This window comes from Metabacillus crassostreae, assembly GCF_016908395.1.
Classification (GTDB): domain Bacteria; phylum Bacillota; class Bacilli; order Bacillales; family Bacillaceae; genus Metabacillus; species Metabacillus crassostreae.
In genome coordinates this window covers 215,933-233,577 of record NZ_JAFBDU010000007.1, presented here as the reverse complement: position 1 = coordinate 233,577, position 17,645 = coordinate 215,933, and the positions used below count along the sequence as shown (strand labels likewise).

Annotated in this window: 20 protein-coding genes; 1 reads left to right on the top strand and 19 read right to left on the bottom strand. The window is 34.1% G+C overall.

Annotation, left to right across the window (positions count from 1 at the left end; all coding sequences use genetic code 11):
* Nucleotides 1–269 precede the first annotated feature (269 nt).
* From JOC75_RS18775 to mtnN, 3 genes are all read right to left on the bottom strand, one after another.
* On the bottom strand, nucleotides 270–416 hold the full coding sequence (locus tag JOC75_RS18775) for a YrzI family small protein (RefSeq protein WP_204955520.1): 147 nt from the start codon (nucleotides 414–416) through the stop codon (nucleotides 270–272).
* 549 nt (nucleotides 417–965) lie between these two features.
* Complete coding sequence (locus JOC75_RS18770; protein WP_204955519.1) at nucleotides 966–1,202, bottom strand: YrhC family protein; 237 nt, start codon at nucleotides 1,200–1,202, stop codon at nucleotides 966–968.
* Between the two features lie 222 nt (nucleotides 1,203–1,424).
* Nucleotides 1,425–2,117, bottom strand: coding sequence for a 5'-methylthioadenosine/S-adenosylhomocysteine nucleosidase (gene mtnN / locus JOC75_RS18765; protein ID WP_204955518.1), 693 nt, complete (start codon nucleotides 2,115–2,117; stop codon nucleotides 1,425–1,427).
* A gap of 206 nt (nucleotides 2,118–2,323) precedes the next feature.
* Here mtnN and JOC75_RS18760 point away from each other — a divergent pair, with 206 nt between their 5' ends.
* The gene (locus tag JOC75_RS18760; RefSeq protein WP_146949100.1) at nucleotides 2,324–2,533 is read left to right on the top strand and encodes a DUF2536 family protein; all 210 of its coding nucleotides are present in this window, start codon (nucleotides 2,324–2,326) and stop codon (nucleotides 2,531–2,533) included.
* An 88-nt stretch (nucleotides 2,534–2,621) separates the two neighbouring features.
* On the opposite strand, the gene JOC75_RS18755 is transcribed toward JOC75_RS18760, so the two are convergent.
* The 16 genes from JOC75_RS18755 to JOC75_RS18680 all read right to left on the bottom strand — a co-directional run bounded on the left by JOC75_RS18755 (nucleotide 2,622) and on the right by JOC75_RS18680 (nucleotide 17,645).
* Nucleotides 2,622–3,293 (bottom strand): YrrS family protein, encoded by a 672-nt coding sequence (locus JOC75_RS18755; protein ID WP_239589569.1) that lies wholly within the window; start codon nucleotides 3,291–3,293, stop codon nucleotides 2,622–2,624.
* A gap of 363 nt (nucleotides 3,294–3,656) precedes the next feature.
* On the bottom strand, nucleotides 3,657–5,402 hold the full coding sequence (locus JOC75_RS18750; protein ID WP_204955517.1) for a peptidoglycan D,D-transpeptidase FtsI family protein: 1,746 nt from the start codon (nucleotides 5,400–5,402) through the stop codon (nucleotides 3,657–3,659).
* 140 nt (nucleotides 5,403–5,542) lie between these two features.
* Complete coding sequence (gene greA, locus JOC75_RS18745) at nucleotides 5,543–6,016, bottom strand: transcription elongation factor GreA (RefSeq protein WP_204955516.1); 474 nt, start codon at nucleotides 6,014–6,016, stop codon at nucleotides 5,543–5,545.
* Between the two features lie 299 nt (nucleotides 6,017–6,315).
* Entirely contained in the window at nucleotides 6,316–6,951 is a 636-nt protein-coding gene (gene udk / locus JOC75_RS18740) for a uridine kinase (protein WP_146949103.1), read from the bottom strand.
* A gap of 5 nt (nucleotides 6,952–6,956) precedes the next feature.
* Nucleotides 6,957–8,225 carry a peptidase U32 family protein gene (locus JOC75_RS18735; RefSeq protein WP_204955515.1) on the bottom strand — a complete coding sequence of 423 codons (1,269 nt, stop codon included), beginning with the start codon at nucleotides 8,223–8,225 and terminating at the stop codon, nucleotides 6,957–6,959.
* A 57-nt stretch (nucleotides 8,226–8,282) separates the two neighbouring features.
* The gene (locus tag JOC75_RS18730) at nucleotides 8,283–9,212 is read right to left on the bottom strand and encodes a peptidase U32 family protein (RefSeq protein ID WP_204955514.1); all 930 of its coding nucleotides are present in this window, start codon (nucleotides 9,210–9,212) and stop codon (nucleotides 8,283–8,285) included.
* A 13-nt stretch (nucleotides 9,213–9,225) separates the two neighbouring features.
* Nucleotides 9,226–9,876 carry an O-methyltransferase gene (locus JOC75_RS18725; RefSeq protein ID WP_204955513.1) on the bottom strand — a complete coding sequence of 217 codons (651 nt, stop codon included), beginning with the start codon at nucleotides 9,874–9,876 and terminating at the stop codon, nucleotides 9,226–9,228.
* Nucleotides 9,877–10,078: 202 nt separating this feature from the next.
* Nucleotides 10,079–11,203, bottom strand: a complete 1,125-nt coding sequence (gene mltG / locus JOC75_RS18720; protein WP_204955512.1) for an endolytic transglycosylase MltG — start codon at nucleotides 11,201–11,203, stop codon at nucleotides 10,079–10,081.
* Nucleotides 11,204–11,373: 170 nt separating this feature from the next.
* On the bottom strand, nucleotides 11,374–11,664 hold the full coding sequence (locus tag JOC75_RS18715) for a DUF1292 domain-containing protein (RefSeq protein WP_204955511.1): 291 nt from the start codon (nucleotides 11,662–11,664) through the stop codon (nucleotides 11,374–11,376).
* A 28-nt stretch (nucleotides 11,665–11,692) separates the two neighbouring features.
* On the bottom strand, nucleotides 11,693–12,109 hold the full coding sequence (gene ruvX, locus JOC75_RS18710) for a Holliday junction resolvase RuvX (RefSeq protein ID WP_204955510.1): 417 nt from the start codon (nucleotides 12,107–12,109) through the stop codon (nucleotides 11,693–11,695).
* A gap of 125 nt (nucleotides 12,110–12,234) precedes the next feature.
* Nucleotides 12,235–12,495: an IreB family regulatory phosphoprotein gene (locus JOC75_RS18705; protein WP_146949110.1), complete on the bottom strand. Its 261-nt coding sequence runs from the start codon at nucleotides 12,493–12,495 to the stop codon at nucleotides 12,235–12,237.
* A 78-nt stretch (nucleotides 12,496–12,573) separates the two neighbouring features.
* Nucleotides 12,574–15,213: an alanine--tRNA ligase gene (gene alaS / locus JOC75_RS18700; RefSeq protein ID WP_204955509.1), complete on the bottom strand. Its 2,640-nt coding sequence runs from the start codon at nucleotides 15,211–15,213 to the stop codon at nucleotides 12,574–12,576.
* 423 nt (nucleotides 15,214–15,636) lie between these two features.
* Nucleotides 15,637–16,698: an AI-2E family transporter gene (locus tag JOC75_RS18695; protein ID WP_204955508.1), complete on the bottom strand. Its 1,062-nt coding sequence runs from the start codon at nucleotides 16,696–16,698 to the stop codon at nucleotides 15,637–15,639.
* A gap of 112 nt (nucleotides 16,699–16,810) precedes the next feature.
* Nucleotides 16,811–16,942, bottom strand: a complete 132-nt coding sequence (locus JOC75_RS18690; protein ID WP_204955507.1) for a YrzQ family protein — start codon at nucleotides 16,940–16,942, stop codon at nucleotides 16,811–16,813.
* 14 nt (nucleotides 16,943–16,956) lie between these two features.
* Nucleotides 16,957–17,148 (bottom strand): hypothetical protein, encoded by a 192-nt coding sequence (locus JOC75_RS18685; RefSeq protein ID WP_146949114.1) that lies wholly within the window; start codon nucleotides 17,146–17,148, stop codon nucleotides 16,957–16,959.
* A gap of 23 nt (nucleotides 17,149–17,171) precedes the next feature.
* On the bottom strand, nucleotides 17,172–17,645 hold the full coding sequence (locus JOC75_RS18680; RefSeq protein ID WP_204955506.1) for a PRC-barrel domain-containing protein: 474 nt from the start codon (nucleotides 17,643–17,645) through the stop codon (nucleotides 17,172–17,174).

Below are 17,645 nucleotides of genomic sequence, written 5' to 3'. Positions count from 1 at the left end.
GATCTGTCCACGCTCATTTTAGATAATTTATAAAGAAAATCGCAAAAGGGGTTCGGAATGAAACCATTCCGAACCCCTTTTGTCGACGATCTGAAAAGAGAAGGACTTAATCCTTCTCTTTTTCTTATAATCTTTATTCTAAGTTAAATGAAATGTCATAGCTTAGTTAGCTAGGCAGTGTCCTTCTGAACAGTTAAATGTAATAATAATTCGATTTTTATCATTTTAATCGCCTCCAAAATGTTTTATAAAATAAAAAAACAATGCACTTACATATTACGGAAAAGTTCGTATTCTTTTTCTTTTAATTGTTCCATTTTCTGTTGAACTTGCTCATTTTTCTCAAATTCTTGTTTTGATTGATTTCTTTTAGATACAGAAAAAGTTAATGTAATGAAAAATAAATTAATTGTCATGTGGTATCACCTCCTTAAAAGCATTTAACACATCTTTGGATGCATATACACAGGCTGCCAAATCTTTTTAAGAGGTTACTACTTCCTTCTTGTAAAGAATTCTTATTTCACTTCCCACTCTAACAATGTAAAAAGAATATAAAAATCGCCACAGGCAACCTGTGACGATATAAAATATTCAATTATAGCGCACAAGTCTTTCTAATCAACCTGAGCTTACTTTCCGTCCGTTTAAGATACAATTATGAAAACATAAAATTAAAGGGATTCACCATTTTGGTCGATTAAGAACATATTAAATTTGTTAACCATTGTTTTCATTTTTGTACACTTGTTCATTTTCGTCGACCTCCCTAGTTTTCATTTTTATTTTACAATGGTAATTGTATCCATAATTACCATATCTGTAAATAGATATTTTGAATTTTATAAAAGATTATATTTTCAGAATCTTCAAATCTTTCGGCTAACTCGTCACTGGCAAAAAAAATGCACCCCAATCGTTAGTTACAACTAACGATTGGGGTGCATTTTCATAACTCGAGCTATTTAAACATTTTCTTCTTGTGCATCTATTTGCTTTTTATATTTTAAAGAAAGCTTAAAACAAACGAAGGAGCCTATTAAAAACAAAGCCGTCGTTAGCATTAATATCACGTCGTAGATTTCTTCTTTTCCTTGATCAGGTAAAATAACACCAATATATAAAAATACACTTGTAGCCAATAGTACAAACGCATAATTTTTAAAATCAATAACAAGTGCTTGTAAACTTTTTTTACTCATATTCTCACTTCACCTACTTATTATGTCATAGATAAACAATAACATATTCTAGTAGATAACTAATCATGTAAATTTCACCATATCAATGATTGAGGCAACAATTCATTCACATATATTGTAAGGCTATATAAATAAATATCAAAAAAACAGATGATGAAACAAAGGAAATCTCCTCGTTTATCATCTGTTTTTCAACTTACTCATGTTACGTAAGATACACGATTAAATGGCTTCAACAATCTTCAAAACCAAATTAGCAGAATGCTTTGCAGCTTGATCTAGGAATTGATCAAAGGAAACATTAGATTCTTTGCCAGCAATGTCAGATAATGCTCTTATTACTACAAATGGAACATCAAATTGATGACAAACTTGAGCAATTGCTGCTGCCTCCATTTCACCTGCATAAAGATCATTAAATTTACTTCGAATAAATTCTACTTTGTCAGGATCATTTAAAAATGAATCTCCAGTTACAATAAGACCTTTTGCTACTTGAATATTACTAATTTCTTCTGCTTTTGTTACAGCAATATCAACTAGCTTTTGATCTGGTACATATGCTGCTGGTAAGCCTGGTACTTGACCATATTCATAGCCAAACGCTGTAACATCTACATCATTATGTCTAACCTCAGTTGATATAACAACATCTCCAACGTTTAATGATGAATGAAATCCGCCGGCAGAGCCAGTGTTAAGAACATAATCTGGTTTATAGCGATCTAAAAGTAATGTTGTACTTAAAGCAGCATTAACTTTACCAATACCAGACTTTAATAACACTACTTCCACACCATTGTATGTACCTTTTGTAAATTCACTATTTGCAATAACCTCTTGTTCTCGATTATCTAATTGATCTCTAAGAATTGTAACTTCTTCTTCCATAGCACCTATTATTGCGATTCTCAATGTCTTCAAATCCTTTCATTATGTATCTATCCATACAAAATAGTTCCATGATTATTACATCAACCATTCCGTCTTCAACTAGAAGTGTACATATTATACTCTTACAAAGCAAGACTCTGATTTTTATATCAGCAGCTTCACAGTATATCACTGTAAATCTTCTGATCTCTTTGGTATATTTATTTTTAGATTGATGGAGGTGGAATATGAACTTTCAGTTAGACATTATAAAAGATAAAGTTGAGTTTTTTGAAGCATTTTCCATTCAAGAACTCGAGAAGAAGATAAATGATCAAATTCTACATAATCAGGCAATCTTGCTAACAGTACATTCTGTCACACACCAAATGTATATATCTGAGGAAGGCAAAAGATTGTACAGTGCTGTTGTTCATTTTAAGGCATCTAGTCAGTAACGTGGTAAGTGCTGTCCTCTACCTACAGACATGTTAATCTTAATAATATTTTTAGCATTTAAAAAAGGGATGACTGAGTCATCCCTTTTTAGTTCAACTTTTCTATTTTAGTAGGTTTCCATCCATTATTTTCAACCCAAGTTATATAAACTTTATATTTCACTGATTTGTCTTTAGGAGAAATCGTCCCAGCTGCATCATTTGGTCCACCATTATTTCCGAGGAACCAAATAATCATATCTGATTCTGGAATTCCTGTTGCATAGCTAAGCGCTTTTGTCATTTCATTCCAATCTTGTGATCCTTTTGTATAGTTTGCTGAATGTGGTTCAGTTTGAGAAGTTCCAATAGGCGACCAAGCGGGATTTTCAATTGTTTCTGCAATCCCCGAACCAGGTTCTCCCTCAGTTATTGTTGCTTGCTCAAATGAATCCTCTTCAGTCTCTTCATCTTCTTTAGCTTCTTCCTCTATACCTTCATCTTCATTTAAGTCTTTATCTTCTGATTTATCATCATTTTCATCTGTCTTTTCATTAGAATCATCTTGTTCTGCCTTATTTTCTTCACTAGCTAGCTTAATATCTGGTTGTTCATTATATTTTGCTGTTTTTTCAGCTCCGCTATCCCCAAAAATCAGCTGAGAGCCAATAACAAGAATAAGAACAAAAACGAGCCCAATTAATGTGTTTAAAACAACATTCGTTTTTCTACGTTTATCCCTTTTTTCAAAACGAGAATTATTAATTTGATAATTACTCAATTTCCTACACTCCTTTGTCCCTCATACCTTCTGTCTAATTTTAGCATTAAGACCTTATTCTATCTAGTCGTTAAATCTAAGCCATAAGTTTCATATTCTCTGCACAAAATGTTTTTATAGAGCTGATTTTGTAAAATTTGTGCCTTTTATTACCCAAAGAAACAGCATTCATTTAGCTCCAGACATAAGAAAATTCTGGGAGTACTCATGTCGCATCAGCTTCTGTTCATGTAATCTAGGGACCCTTCCTAGCAGAATAGCAAGCAAGTCAAAAGCCTTACACACTTCTTTCCTTATAAATTCAAGAGTAATAATTTATGTGAAAAAAAACGCTTCAAAAACACATTGTATATTACTCTATATTTAAGATTTTGCCAGTTCTGCAACCATATCATAAAAAACAGCATTTGTTCCAGCGTTGGCACTAGTTGTATCCATCTCTACAACTACCAGTGCATACTTTGGATTATTAGATGGAAAAAATCCTGCAAACCACTTATGATAAAGTGTTTCACCTTCAGCATTTTTCTTTCCGGTTTGTGCAGTTCCTGATTTTCCTGATACCTCAAAAGGAGAAGATTGAAACCTCCTACCTGTTCCTTCTGTATCAGTTACAACGAGCCTTAGTAATTCTTGAAGCCTTGATGCTGTATATGGTGAAATATTTTCTCCTTCTAGTTTGTTAGACGTAAATGAAAACATATTTGTTCCATTTTTATATAATATATTTTCTACGATGCGAACCTGTTGTTTTTGTCCGCCTCTTGCAATTGTCGCCATCATATTTGCTACAGCCATTGGTGATAGCTTTACATCTTTTTGTCCTATAGCGGTTTGGTCAATGGCACGGGGGACATTTTTATCTGTTTCATCACCCCATATACTTCCAGCCATTTCATCAGGAAATTGTTTAAATTGATCATAATGGAAAACTTCTCCACTCCAACCTATATGACCAATTAACCCAAGTTTTCCTGCTATATCCTCAATCGCATTTTCGTCCTTTTTCAAAAGCTCTTTTGCTAATGTTGTAAAAGTATAGTTACAACTTTTCGCAAAGCTTCTTTCAAACGATAATAATCCATCATCCTGTCCCCCATCATCTTCTCCATAAAGATTTAAATTACAATTAAACTTTCGGTTCGCATCATCTAAACCATATTCAATTGCAGCAGCAGAAATGACAGTTTTAAAAACTGATCCCGGAAATAATGGTCGAATCATATGGTTTGTTAAGGTACTAGAATGAGATCGATCTAAATCAGGTTTACTCACCATTGCTAAGACCTCATTTGATTGAATATCAAGAAGAACAAGTCCTCCATTCTCAACATTCTGATTTGTTAATATATCTTCTGCTACCTCTTGAATGCCTTTATCGATCGTAGTTTCTACTGTTACTGGATAGAAAGGGTTAGAATCAGCAATATACTTAACATTTACCCCGAAAAGCGGATTTCCGTCTCCATCAACATGATATAAGAGTTTTGTTTCTGCATCAGGTAATAAAAATTCATCAAATGTTTTTTCTAGTCCTGTCACACCGATTTTCGTTTTGTATGATAAGTCACTGCGATCTGGGTATTTCTCACGTAATGTTTCTGCATTTTCTCCAGTTATCCCTATAATGTGGTCTGCAACAGATTCATCTATTGTTGTTTGTTGAAAAATGCCAAATACACCTGGAATCTCTAGCTCATTTATTTCCTTTAAATCTTTATTTGTTAATTCCACACCATCCTTACTTGAAAGAACAATGGGCTCTTTTGAATTTTGAACAAGTCTTTCTAACTCTGTACTAGGCACATTCACTAAATTTGAGAGTTTATCACTTGACCAAGAAATATCTTTTAAAAATGGAAACAGCACAAGTGATGGCTCTGCATCTTTTTTTAATGATATGTTATTTCGATCTACAAATCGTCCTCTTCCATCATCAATTAAAACTTCTTGTGTACGTTGATTAACACTTTCTTGAACTAGATTTATTCCCTTATCTGTAAATGATTCTGTGTTGATTAATTGTAAATCAGCTAATCGATATAAATAAAAAGATAAACAGATAATGATAACAATTCCTAAAGCCAGAAATCTTCTTTTTGATATCATGTTCCAACACCCCTCCTTGTAGCTGTGTCCGTTGCGTACAAATGATCTGCTATATTCATACATGTTTCCACGGTATTTTAAATCAATAAAAAAACACCTCGTCATCATTTTCGACGAGGTGTTCATTATATAAACCTGTATTAGCTAATTTCTACGATTTTAACAAGCATTTCTCCGCCTGGTGTTTGAACAGTTACCTGATCTCCTACCTTGCGTCCCATAAGACTCTTAGCAATAGGTGAGTCATTAGAGATTTTACCTTCGAACGGATCAGCTTCAGCACTACCAACGATTGTATATGTTTCTTTATCACCATCAGGTAATTCAGTAAAAGCAACTGTTCTTCCTAAAGCAACAATGCTTGTATCAGCTTCACCTTCAATAATCTTTGCATTTCGAATCATATTTTCTAATGTTGTGACACGACCTTCAACAAAGGCTTGTTCTTCTTTAGCTGAATCGTATTCAGAGTTCTCAGATAGATCTCCAAAGCTACGTGCAATTTTAATTCTTTCAACTACCTCTTTACGTTTAACCGTTTTCAAATATTCAAGCTCTTGCTCAAGCTTATCTTTACCTTCTCTTGTCATTGGAAAAACTTTATCTTGTGCCATGTTTGTTCCACTCCTTCTAGTAGACTGTCCATGTCGTACTGAGTCATTGTAATATTGCTTATTCTATAAATGCATCTATAGACTGCATATTACATATGTATAATCTAGGTGAAAATTCTTTTAGAAAAATGACTAAAAATTATTATGTCAGTAATTCAAATATATGGTGAACAAAATGTAGAACCCCAAATCTGATGATATGTAAAAAATCAGGGCAACAATGTGCCCTATTAAGATTTTTCATAAAAATTATACTTATACATAATATGATCACAGTAGACTTTATCTATGCTATGTTATTACAAAATTGCCTTTAGTTCAAGAATTGTTTGAATTTTTGTGACCATTAAATCAACTGCAACATGATTATGTCCACCTTCTGGGATGATAATATCTGCATATCGTTTGGTCGGCTCGATAAATTGATTATGCATCGGTCTTACAACAGTAATATATTGCTCTATAACCGAATCAATTGAACGTCCACGCTCTTTAATATCACGAAGGATTCTCCGTATGATTCTAAGATCCGCATCCGTATCCACATAAAGCTTAATATCCATTAAGTCACGCAAACGCTCGTCCTCTAAAATAAGGATACCTTCAAGAATTATAACATCCTTAGGTTCCACAACTATAACATCTTCAGATCTTGTATGCAATTTATAGTCATAAACTGGTTTTTCAATTGATTCATGACTTAGTAATGTTTTTAAATGATCTATTAGTAAATCATTATCAAAAGCTAATGGATGGTCATAATTTGTATCTAGTCTTTGTTCATAAGGCAGATGACTTTGATCTTTATAATAATAATCTTGTTCAAGCATCAAGATTGAATGACCTCTAAAATGCTCATATATTGCTTTCGTCACACTCGTTTTTCCCGAGCCAGAGCCTCCAGCTACACCGATTACAACCGGCTTCTTCGCCATAGTAGTTAGAACCCCTTTCGCATCATGTTGTTTCTGAAGACGGGTTTATCTACTTTGAATTTTACAATTTGTAGTGGATGACGAGCAGCATCAAGCTCATTTCCATCTTCATCCCATATCTTCTCTATTGTTTGTGTAAAGTTCTCAATTTCTGGTCCGAAAAACTCGACTGTTTCACCCGGTTTAAAATGATTACGTTGTTGTAAAGTAATCATTTTTGCTTCTTGATCATAATCTAATACAAGACCAGCAAAATCATACACTGTTTTTTTACTATGATTACCAAACATCTGTTGTTGAAAACCAGGAACACTTTCAAAAAAGGCTGAAGCTGTTTCACGGTTAGCACATTTATCTAGCTCTTTAAGCCATTCAATATCTATTTTAAAATTGTCTGGATCTGCGCAGTAAGCATCAATTACTTTACGATATACGCTAACAACTGTTGCAATATAATGAATTGATTTCATTCGACCTTCGATTTTTAAGCTATCAATTCCTAGCTCAATCATCTTAGGAATAGATTCAATTAAATTTAAATCCTTTGGACTCATTGCAAAAGGTGCATCTTCTTTATCAAATAACTCAACTTCTTGATTATCCTCAAGTTTAAATAAGTCATAATCCCAGCGACACGATTGACAACAACCACCACGATTAGAATCACGTGCTGTCATATGATTACTTAAGGTACATCTACCAGAATAAGCAATACACATTGCTCCATGAACAAAAGCCTCAATTTCAATATCAACTTTTTCTTTCATTTCTTTAATTTCTTCAGCACTTGTTTCACGTGCCAATACAACACGCTCTAGCCCCTCTTCTTTCCAAAACTGAACTGCTTTCCAGTTTGATAGAGATTGCTGTGTACTTAAATGTACTTCAAGCTTAGGTGCAACTTTTCTACATGTTTCGATAATTAGAGGATCAGCAACAATAATCCCTGTAACTCCTGCATCTTGAAGGCCTATTAAATAGTCTTCTAAACCTGACATATTTTCATTATGAGCAAAGATATTTGTTGTTACATAAATCTTCGCACCATATTTATTAGCAAATTGAACTCCTTCAGCCATTTCTTCTTGTGAAAAGTTGTCTGCATTAGATCTTAAACCATATTCACGGCCACCAATAAATACTGCATCAGCACCATAATGAACCGCAATTTTCAATTTTTCAAGGTTTCCGGCAGGTGCTAATAATTCCGGTTTTTTTGTAATTACACGCTTCCCATCGACTATGCTCGAAATTTTATCAACTACAGTTGTCATTTTTTCACTCCCTTTATGTTCAAAATGAAAGGCTTAACATTCAACCGATTCATTAAATTAATATACTGTTTCTTTAAAGAAGAAGCCTGTATCTAACGGGCGATTTTGAGCCTGTAGATTTTCAATCTCATTTAAAAGGTCATCCTTAACCTCTTCATATTCATCAACATTCGAAACAAACAAATCTATTGCTTTACGATATTTTTTCGTAACTTCAACAATATAATCTGATGTTTGTAAAACACCATCAATCTTGAAAGAATCCACACCTGCTTCAATCATTTCACCAAGTTCATCTATAATACAAATATCATTAGGGCTCATTATATGAGTTCCGTTTGCATCCTCAAAAATTGGGTATTTATTATTTCTTTCAGGATCAAATAAAAACATCGTCTCTTTAGTATCAGGCTTTTCTATTTTTAATTTTTTCCCTTGGTATTCAAAATAGTTGCCTAATAATGATCGTTTTGATTGAAACATACATGTCATTCCATGTACTTGTACTTCTATTTCAACTTCTGCATGTTCTTTTGTCTCAACAACTGCATCCATGCTCAGCTCTCTAGCAAGCACAGCCCGTTGTGATCCTTTTCTTCCCCAATAATTACACGTGTGCCAGTTTGTTGCCGTTGTTTCTGTATTCCAATGTAGCTTCATTTCAGGAGCAGCATCCTTAGCCATCATAAGAACAGCAGGATCACCAAAAACAACTGCATCTGCTTTCACTTCACTTAGAAAATGTAAATATTCACCTAACTCATCGACTAATTCATTATGAAAAATTGCATTCATTGCAACATACACTTTTTTCCCATGCTGATGAGCAATGACGATAGCATTCTTAATATCGTCCTTTGAAAAATCTCCAGCCAACCTAAGACCAAATTTTTGCTCACCAATGATAAATGCATCAGCACCTGCTTCAATTAAAGGTAAAAAGTCTTCTACCTTTTTAGGAGTCACTAATAATTCTGGCTTTTTCATTTTGTACACCTCTTTACACTTCTTTTCTTCTTGTAACTGCAAGACCATCACCAACGGGAATCATTGTTGATGTAAAGCCTTCCTTAGAAAAAAGCATTCGATTATATTCATCAAGTTTTCTAACAAGAGTTCGTTGTCTTCTCGTTTTTAATTCTGAACGATCTCGAGCAACTGTTCCCTTAAAAAGAACATTATCAGTATATATAATTCCATCCTTTGTTAACATTGGTTCATATAAATCAAAAAACTTACTATATTTCGCTTTTGTTGCATCAATAAAAAACGCATCAAATGGGCCATGCTTGCTAATATCATCTGATAATAATAGTGCATCACCTAAGAATAATTTAATACGATTCTCTAGTCCTAATTCTTTTATATGAAGTACTGCTTGCTTATATCTATCTTCATCAAGCTCCACAGTTACAATGTGGGTATTGGGTAAAGATAAAGCCATCCTTATTGCTGAATAACCAATTGCTGTCCCGATTTCAAATATTTTCTTTGGCTGTTGCATTGTTAACAACAATAACAATACCTCTATACCTGATTTCTCCATTATTGGCACATCATGCTTTAAAGCAAACTCTTCAATTTGTTCCACGTATTGAGGACGTTCTGGAATCAAGCTTTCAACATACGTTAGCACATCTTCATTTAACATGATTGCCCTCCTGGTTATACAACTGCTAATGAACTTTGTCGAATAATCTATATTCTACCTAAAAAGAAGAGCCCCATATCCTGAGAACTCTTTTTGTATGATTATATCAAATAGTACAATCCAAATAACAACTCGATATATTTTACCACAACAATAAAGGGAATGCGAATAATAATTCACGTTCCCTTTGTTTGAGATATAGTTAGTTATTAATAATATGTTCATTCTTTGCTTTGTTATGTTCTTCTAGCGTTTTTGTGAAAATTACTTCCCCTTCTTTTGTTGCAAGGAAATATAAGAAATCTGTTGGCTCAGGGCTAAGTGCAGCTACAAAAGACATTTCACCAGCATTAGCGATAGGTCCAGGTGGAAGTCCAGTATTTTGATAAGTATTATATGGCGAATCCACTTCCAAATCTTTATATAGCACTCTGTCTTTATGCTCACCTAATGCATATAAAACAGTTGGATCTGTTTGTAGCATCATATTCTTATCAATACGGTTATAAAAAACACTTGAGATCTTCTCACGATCTGATTTTTCAGTAGCTTCTTCCTCAATAAGAGATGCCATTGTTACAAAGTAATGAACACTCATATTCTTTTCTTGAAGTTGCGGAATATATTTTGCAACAACTTCACTCATTTTTGTGATCATCGGTTCTAGAATCTCTTCAATTGTTGGTTCTTCTTGATAATAAGGATATGTTGCAGGAAATAAGTAACCCTCTAGTGGATATTTAACATTTTCCTTAAAAATATCATCAGTGAGCAAATCAGGATATTTAGCTCTCATAGATTCGATAAAGCTTTTATCATTTAATTTCTCAAAAATCTCATCTTCTGAAAAGTTTGTGTTGTTAGAAATAATTGATGCTATTTCTGTTAGTTGTCTTCCTTCTGGAATTGTCACTTGGAACACGACATCATCCATGACTTTCCCCTTTTTTATGCTAGCTATAATTTCTTGAAATGTCATTGATTTTTTCAGCTGGTAATCACCTGCTTGAAAACCAGATTCATTTTTAAATTTAATATAATATTTAAAAACACGATCATCTTTTATAATATCATTTTCTTCTAGGATTTTTGATATTGACGAAACTGATGAACCAATTGGTATCGTCACATCAACAGGCGTTTGATCAGTTGGATCAACTGGCTCTAAAGAAGATTTAATATAGAGATAGCCGCCCCCGATTAACCCAGAAAAAACAATTAAAAGAGTAATAAATACGGAAAGAACAATTCTCCGAACAACCTTTGCCTCATTATGTTTTTCTAATAACTTTTTTCGGAATGAATCTTTTTTTGGATCTTCAGACATGTGTATCCTCCTCTCACCCCAACTATTATACTACAATGTTCATGATTATTCGGCAATATTTTTAAACATGACATGTAAAATACTATTTGAGTTTCCCATTTTTATTACTTTTAGAAAGTTAAACAAAAAAAAGTGCAATAAGAGTATATCTCTTATCACACTTTTTATGCTTATTCTTGCTCTTCTTCTTCATCAAGAAATGTATTTAACATTTCCTCAATTAAGTCCCACTCTTCTTCTGTTTCAATTGGCTCTAGCTCTCCATCTTCACCGTCTGCGTGAGGGTTAAAGCTCGAAGCATGAATTTCAATTTCTTCGCTATCGTCCTCTTCTGCACCTAGTGGGTAGTATAACACATAAGATTTTTTGAATTCCTCTGACTCAAATGTAAAAAGAACCTCACATAATTGTTCATTGCCACTTTCATCTATAACTGTAATTTGTTTTTCTCCGTGATCCATGAATTCTTCACCTCATAATAATTTTTGTCTAGTTTAAGCTATCTAAATAACCTTGTAAGATCATCACTGCAGCCATTTTGTCTATAACCTTTTTTCTTTTTTTTCGACTAACATCTGCAGAGATTAGCATTTTTTCAGCAGCCATTGTTGTTAACCGCTCATCCCATAGGATAACAGGAAGATTAAACTTCTTTGTTAGTATATCAGCAAACGATTGACTTGCTTCCGCTCTTGGTCCAATTGTTCCATTCATGTTTTTAGGCATTCCAAGGACAATTTTCTCAACTTCATACTGTTTAATTAGTTCAGAAAGTCTTCCCAATTGATAGTCTCGACCTTCTTCATTGATTTTAATCGTTTCAATTCCTTGTGCTGTCCAGCGCAATTCATCACTAACGGCTACTCCCAATGTTTTAGTTCCTAAATCTAACCCAAGTATTCGCATAATATGCCTCTCGATTTTATTGTATAAAGATTGGAACTGAATAATTATGTTCTACTTAATTCAGCCCATCAATATACAAAATTACATTTCTTTTTTTACAGAACAGATACTTAAGATACTAAAGATCAAATCCGTTTTTGTAAGTAAGATTTAACTAGCTCCTCAATTAATTCATCCCGCTCAAGCTTGCGAATTAGATTTCTTGCATCACGATGACGAGGAATATAGGCTGGGTCACCAGAAAGCAAATAGCCCACAATTTGATTTATTGGATTATAGCCTTTTTCTTGTAATGCATCGTATACAGTATAAAGGACTTCGTTTACATTCGTTTCGACAGAGTCGTCAGAGAAATTAAATTTCATCGTTTTATCAAATGAACTCACCTTCGCACCTCTTTCCCAGATTCTTAAGAAGAAATCTGCTTGTCCAATCTTACCTTTATTTTACACTACTTTTACTAATTATAAAACGGATTCAATCCATTCTTCAGCATATTTAAGTGCTCCGTCCAGTTTATCAGGATTTTTAGCACCGGCTTGAGCCATTTCTGGGCGACCGCCACCTTTTCCATCACATCGTTCAGCAACTTCTTTAATAAGTTTTCCTGCATGATAGCCTTTATCTACTAAATCCTTCGTTACTCCTGCAACTAAATTCACTTTACCATCCTCAGCAGCTCCGAGAACAACAATAGCTGATTGCAGCTTATTTTTCAAGTCATCCATCATTCCACGTAGACTATTCATATCCTTAGCATTCACTTTGGCAGCAAGAAGTGTTACACCATTAATCGTTTTAGCTTGATCTACAATATTACCTGCTTCTAAGTTTCCAAGTTTAGAATTTAATGATTCATTTTCTCGTTGAAGTAATCTGAAGTCTTGAAGTAAGCCACTAATTCTTGTCGTAATATCTTTAGGATTAGATTTTAACAGCTCTGAAGCTTCTGTGAGTTTCTGTAATTGTTCATTTATAGCTTGATAAGCTGCTTTACCAGTTACAGCTTCAATACGTCTAGTTCCAGCACCAATTCCAGATTCAGTTACTATCTTAAATAAACCTATTGTTGCTGTGTTATCTACATGACAACCACCGCAAAGCTCTAAGCTATAGTCACCCACTTGGACAACTCTAACTACCTCTCCATACTTTTCTCCAAATAACGCCATCGCACCCATTTCTTTAGCTTCTGCAAGTGATTTTAGCTCAATTTGAACAGAAATGCCCTTCCAAATTTGTTCGTTAACATTATGTTCGATCTGAGATAATTCCTCTTGCGTTACTTGTCCAAAATGAGAGAAATCAAAGCGCAAACGATCAGCAGTAACTAATGATCCTGCTTGGTTTACATGCTCGCCAAGCACATCTTTTAATGCTTGATGCAATAAATGGGTCGCAGTATGATTTTTAACAATACCACTACGATTTGCTTCAGTAACAGTTGCTTTAAATGTGTCACCAGTTTGTAAAGTACCACTTTCCACTACTACCAGATGAAGATTTTGCCCGTTTGGTGCTTTTTGAACATTTTGCACGTTAATATGTGTTTTACTATTGATTAGAGTACCTTCATCTGCGATTTGTCCACCGCTTTCAGCATAAAAAGGTGTTGAATCAAGAATAACTTGAATTTCTTCTCCCTCAGAAGCTTCATGAACAAGTTCTCCATCTTTAATAATTACCATAACTTTTGCTTGCTCAATCTCTAATTGATTATAACCAACAAACTCACTTTTTTCCTTTATTTCTCCTAGCACTCCACTTTGTACTTGCATAGAATCAACTTTTTGAATTGCAGCACGAGCTCGATCACGCTGGCGACCCATTTCTTCTTCAAAACCAGCTTGATCAACCTTCATTCCTTCCTCTTCTGCATACTCCTCAGTTAACTCAACTGGAAATCCATAAGTGTCATATAAACGGAAAACATCTTCTCCTGGAATGATATCTTTACCTTGTTTTTTCTGACTTTTGATTACTTCACTAAGAATTGCTAGTCCATCATTTAGTGTTTCATGAAAACGTTCTTCTTCATTTTTAATCACTTTTTGAATAAATTCAGTTTTATCTTTTACTTCAGGATAGAAATCGACCATTATCTCTGCTACAACTGGAACTAATTCATACATAAAAGGACGATTAATATTAATTTGTTTCGCATAGCGGACTGCTCTTCTTAATAAACGTCGCAGAACATATCCACGACCTTCATTAGAAGGTAGTGCTCCATCACTAATGGCAAAGCTTACTGTACGTACATGGTCAGCAATAACCTTAAATGCAACATCTTTATTTTTATCAGTTCGGTATTGCTCACCTGATATTTCCTCTGTTGCACGAATGATTGGAATAAATAAATCGGTGTCAAAGTTCGTTTGAACATTTTGAATAACAGAGACCATTCTTTCAAGTCCCATTCCTGTATCTATGTTTTTCTTTGGAAGTGGAGTATATGTTCCATCTGGATTATGATTAAACTGAGAAAACACTAAATTCCACACTTCTAAATAACGCTCATTTTCTCCACCTGGATACAATTCTGGGTCATTTACATCATTTCCGTATTCTTCTCCTCGATCATAAAAGATCTCGGTATTTGGTCCACTAGGTCCTTCACCTATATCCCAAAAGTTACCTTCTAAGCGAATGATTCGCTCCTCAGGAACACCAATTTTATCTTTCCAAATATCAAATGCTTCATTATCTTCAGGATGTATCGTTACTGAAAGCTTTTTTGCATCAAACCCAATCCATTCTTCACTTGTTAAGAACTCCCAAGCCCACTCAATAGCTTCAACCTTAAAATAATCTCCTATTGAAAAATTACCTAGCATTTCAAAGAATGTATGATGTCTAGCGGTTTTACCAACATTCTCAATATCATTTGTTCTAATTGATTTTTGTGCATTACAAATTCTCGGATTGGCAGGAATAACTCTCCCATCAAAGTATTTTTTTAATGTCGCAACACCACTGTTAATCCAAAGCAATGTTGGGTCCTCATGTGGTACTAGAGAAGCACTTGGTTCTACACCATGACCTTTTTCTTTGAAAAAGTCCAAAAACATTTGACGCACTTCTGCTGATTGTAAATTTCTCATATGTATCCTCCTCATTTGTTATCAATAGTTTCAGTTATGTGTTATTTCACAAAACGAAAATCACACAAAAAACTCTCGTCTCTGTGTAAAGAAATCCATCTTTGCACAGGGACGAGAGTAAACTCGCGGTACCACCCTGATTATGAACTTACAAACACACAAGAATCTCTGTACTACTAATAGCCAATAGGCAAAGTTAGAAAGAAAAATGCGTGACATATGTTCATCACCTCTAATAACCGTAACGTGGTTAAAACGGCAGGTTTTTCTGCACTTAGGAATAGCTTTTTGCTGTGCCTACCTAGAATTTCTTACAGCCAAGGAAATTCCTCTCTGAAAAGGCGGTAACAACATCTTTTTCCATCATTGTGATTGCAATATTCAATATTCTATCGTGAATTATAGACAAGCGTGCGATAAATGTCAATGTTGTCTTCTGAGTAATACAAGATGAAGGATCATCACACGTAACACTACTACAATGGGAACAGCTATCATTAATCCAACAATTCCACCAATTTCACCACCAGCCAATAATGCGAGCATTATAATGATTGGATGCATATGCAAGCTTTTACCTACAACTAATGGTCCTAGAATATTCCCCTCAATAAATTGTAAAGACAATATGATGACAACAACAATAATAATGGTTTGAGTAGACATTGTTGCTGCTATGATTAAGGCAGGTACAGCTCCTATTATTGGTCCAAAATAAGGAATAATATTGGTTAAACCAATTAATAAGCCCAAAATTAAAGGATATTTCACATCAAAAAACCATAATGAGATAAAAGCAAGTAACCCTATAATAAAACAAACAAACAATTGCCCTCTAATATAGTTTCCTAGTGAGCGATCAATATCCTTTAGAAATTGAATGGCTTCACTACGCCATTTTCTAGGAGTTAAATACCACCCAGCTTTTTTAATTTGATCATAATCTTTCAGCATATAAAACACTAGAAAAGGGATAATTGCGATTAATAGCATATAATCGAAAATCCCTTTTAAACTGCTAATAACATTCTCAACAGTTAACGCTAACCAAGCCTCAGTTTTTGCAAATAGTTGATCAACCCTTTCATGAACACCATTAGGCCAGCGATTTGTTTGATCATGAATAGAATCAATCCACTCAGAATATGCTGCAGAAAGCTGAGGAAAGTTCTCTGACAAATCACGAAGCTGATTAACTAGTACAGGAATTCCTTTATAAAAACCGTAACCAATAGAACCGAAAAAAAGTAAATAAATAATCAGGATTGAAATTGGCCTTGGTACACCTGTACGATGTAACTTTTCAATTATTGGATGTAATAGATATGTAATAAAAGCTCCTATTAAGAAAGGGATAAATATGGCTTTGAACATAAGAAAAAAGGGAGCCCATATATTATACAGCTTAAAAAATACATATATTGTAAGTAATCCAAGCAATAAAATAGTGATACGTAATAACCATTTTATTTGTTTTTCTCTCAAAAAACTCCCTCCTCTTTCCATTTATTCTTTAAAGGAAGGAGACATTTTATACATGTTGGATTTACTTTAAATATGAAAAAGAGAGCTGAACAGTCAGCTCCCTAAAGAAATATTAAAACATTTTCATCATGCGTTTTTTCATTTTTTTCATTGAACGATTATTTGTCATGTTAGTGTTGCGAGCAAAATGATAAGCTGCAGCACCTAATCCTAAAGACATTAATGAGGTTACAGTACGTTTCAAAATCAATCTCCCCTTTACATGCTTATTGATCGTTCATCATCTGAAAACAAATCATCAAGTGAGCTTAATGTGCCATCTTCCTCAACCTGATGTGTTAATATTTTCCCTTTAGTAACAGATAATTCAATAAAGCAGCTCCAGCAGTAATATTGATTTACACCTATCTTCCCAAGATCTTTACTTTTACAATTCGGACATGAAAACAAACGGGCACACCTCTTTTATATTCTTAAAAGTCTATGACGATCGCATCTTTGCTTATCGATAGTGGCTCCCCACTTGCTTTAACCACTTTTTTTCCTTCAGCGATGTCAGCAAAAAATCCGTCCGTCAACTCGTATGCCTCAATTGTGCCCATTTCTTCTGAAAAATATACGTCCTCTAACAAACCAAGTTTCTCTCCTTCTTTTGTTAAAACTGATTTGTATTGGAGGTCACTGTATGTGTTATACGTATAATTTTTCTTTAGATCATGAATTGTTAATAAATTTTCAGCTTCATCAACCATTACACCATGATCGCCAATTGCATGTATTGATTTAATAGGTAAAAAACGATCACGATGGAAAAGACCCTTTCCTTCCATAAGAAGTCCGATGATAAAGCCTTGGGTAGATACGCATAAATTCGTTATATGACCAAGAAGGTCAGCACTGCTGGTGCTGTACACTGGAAGTCCCTTAAGCTTTGAATATGTTCGCAA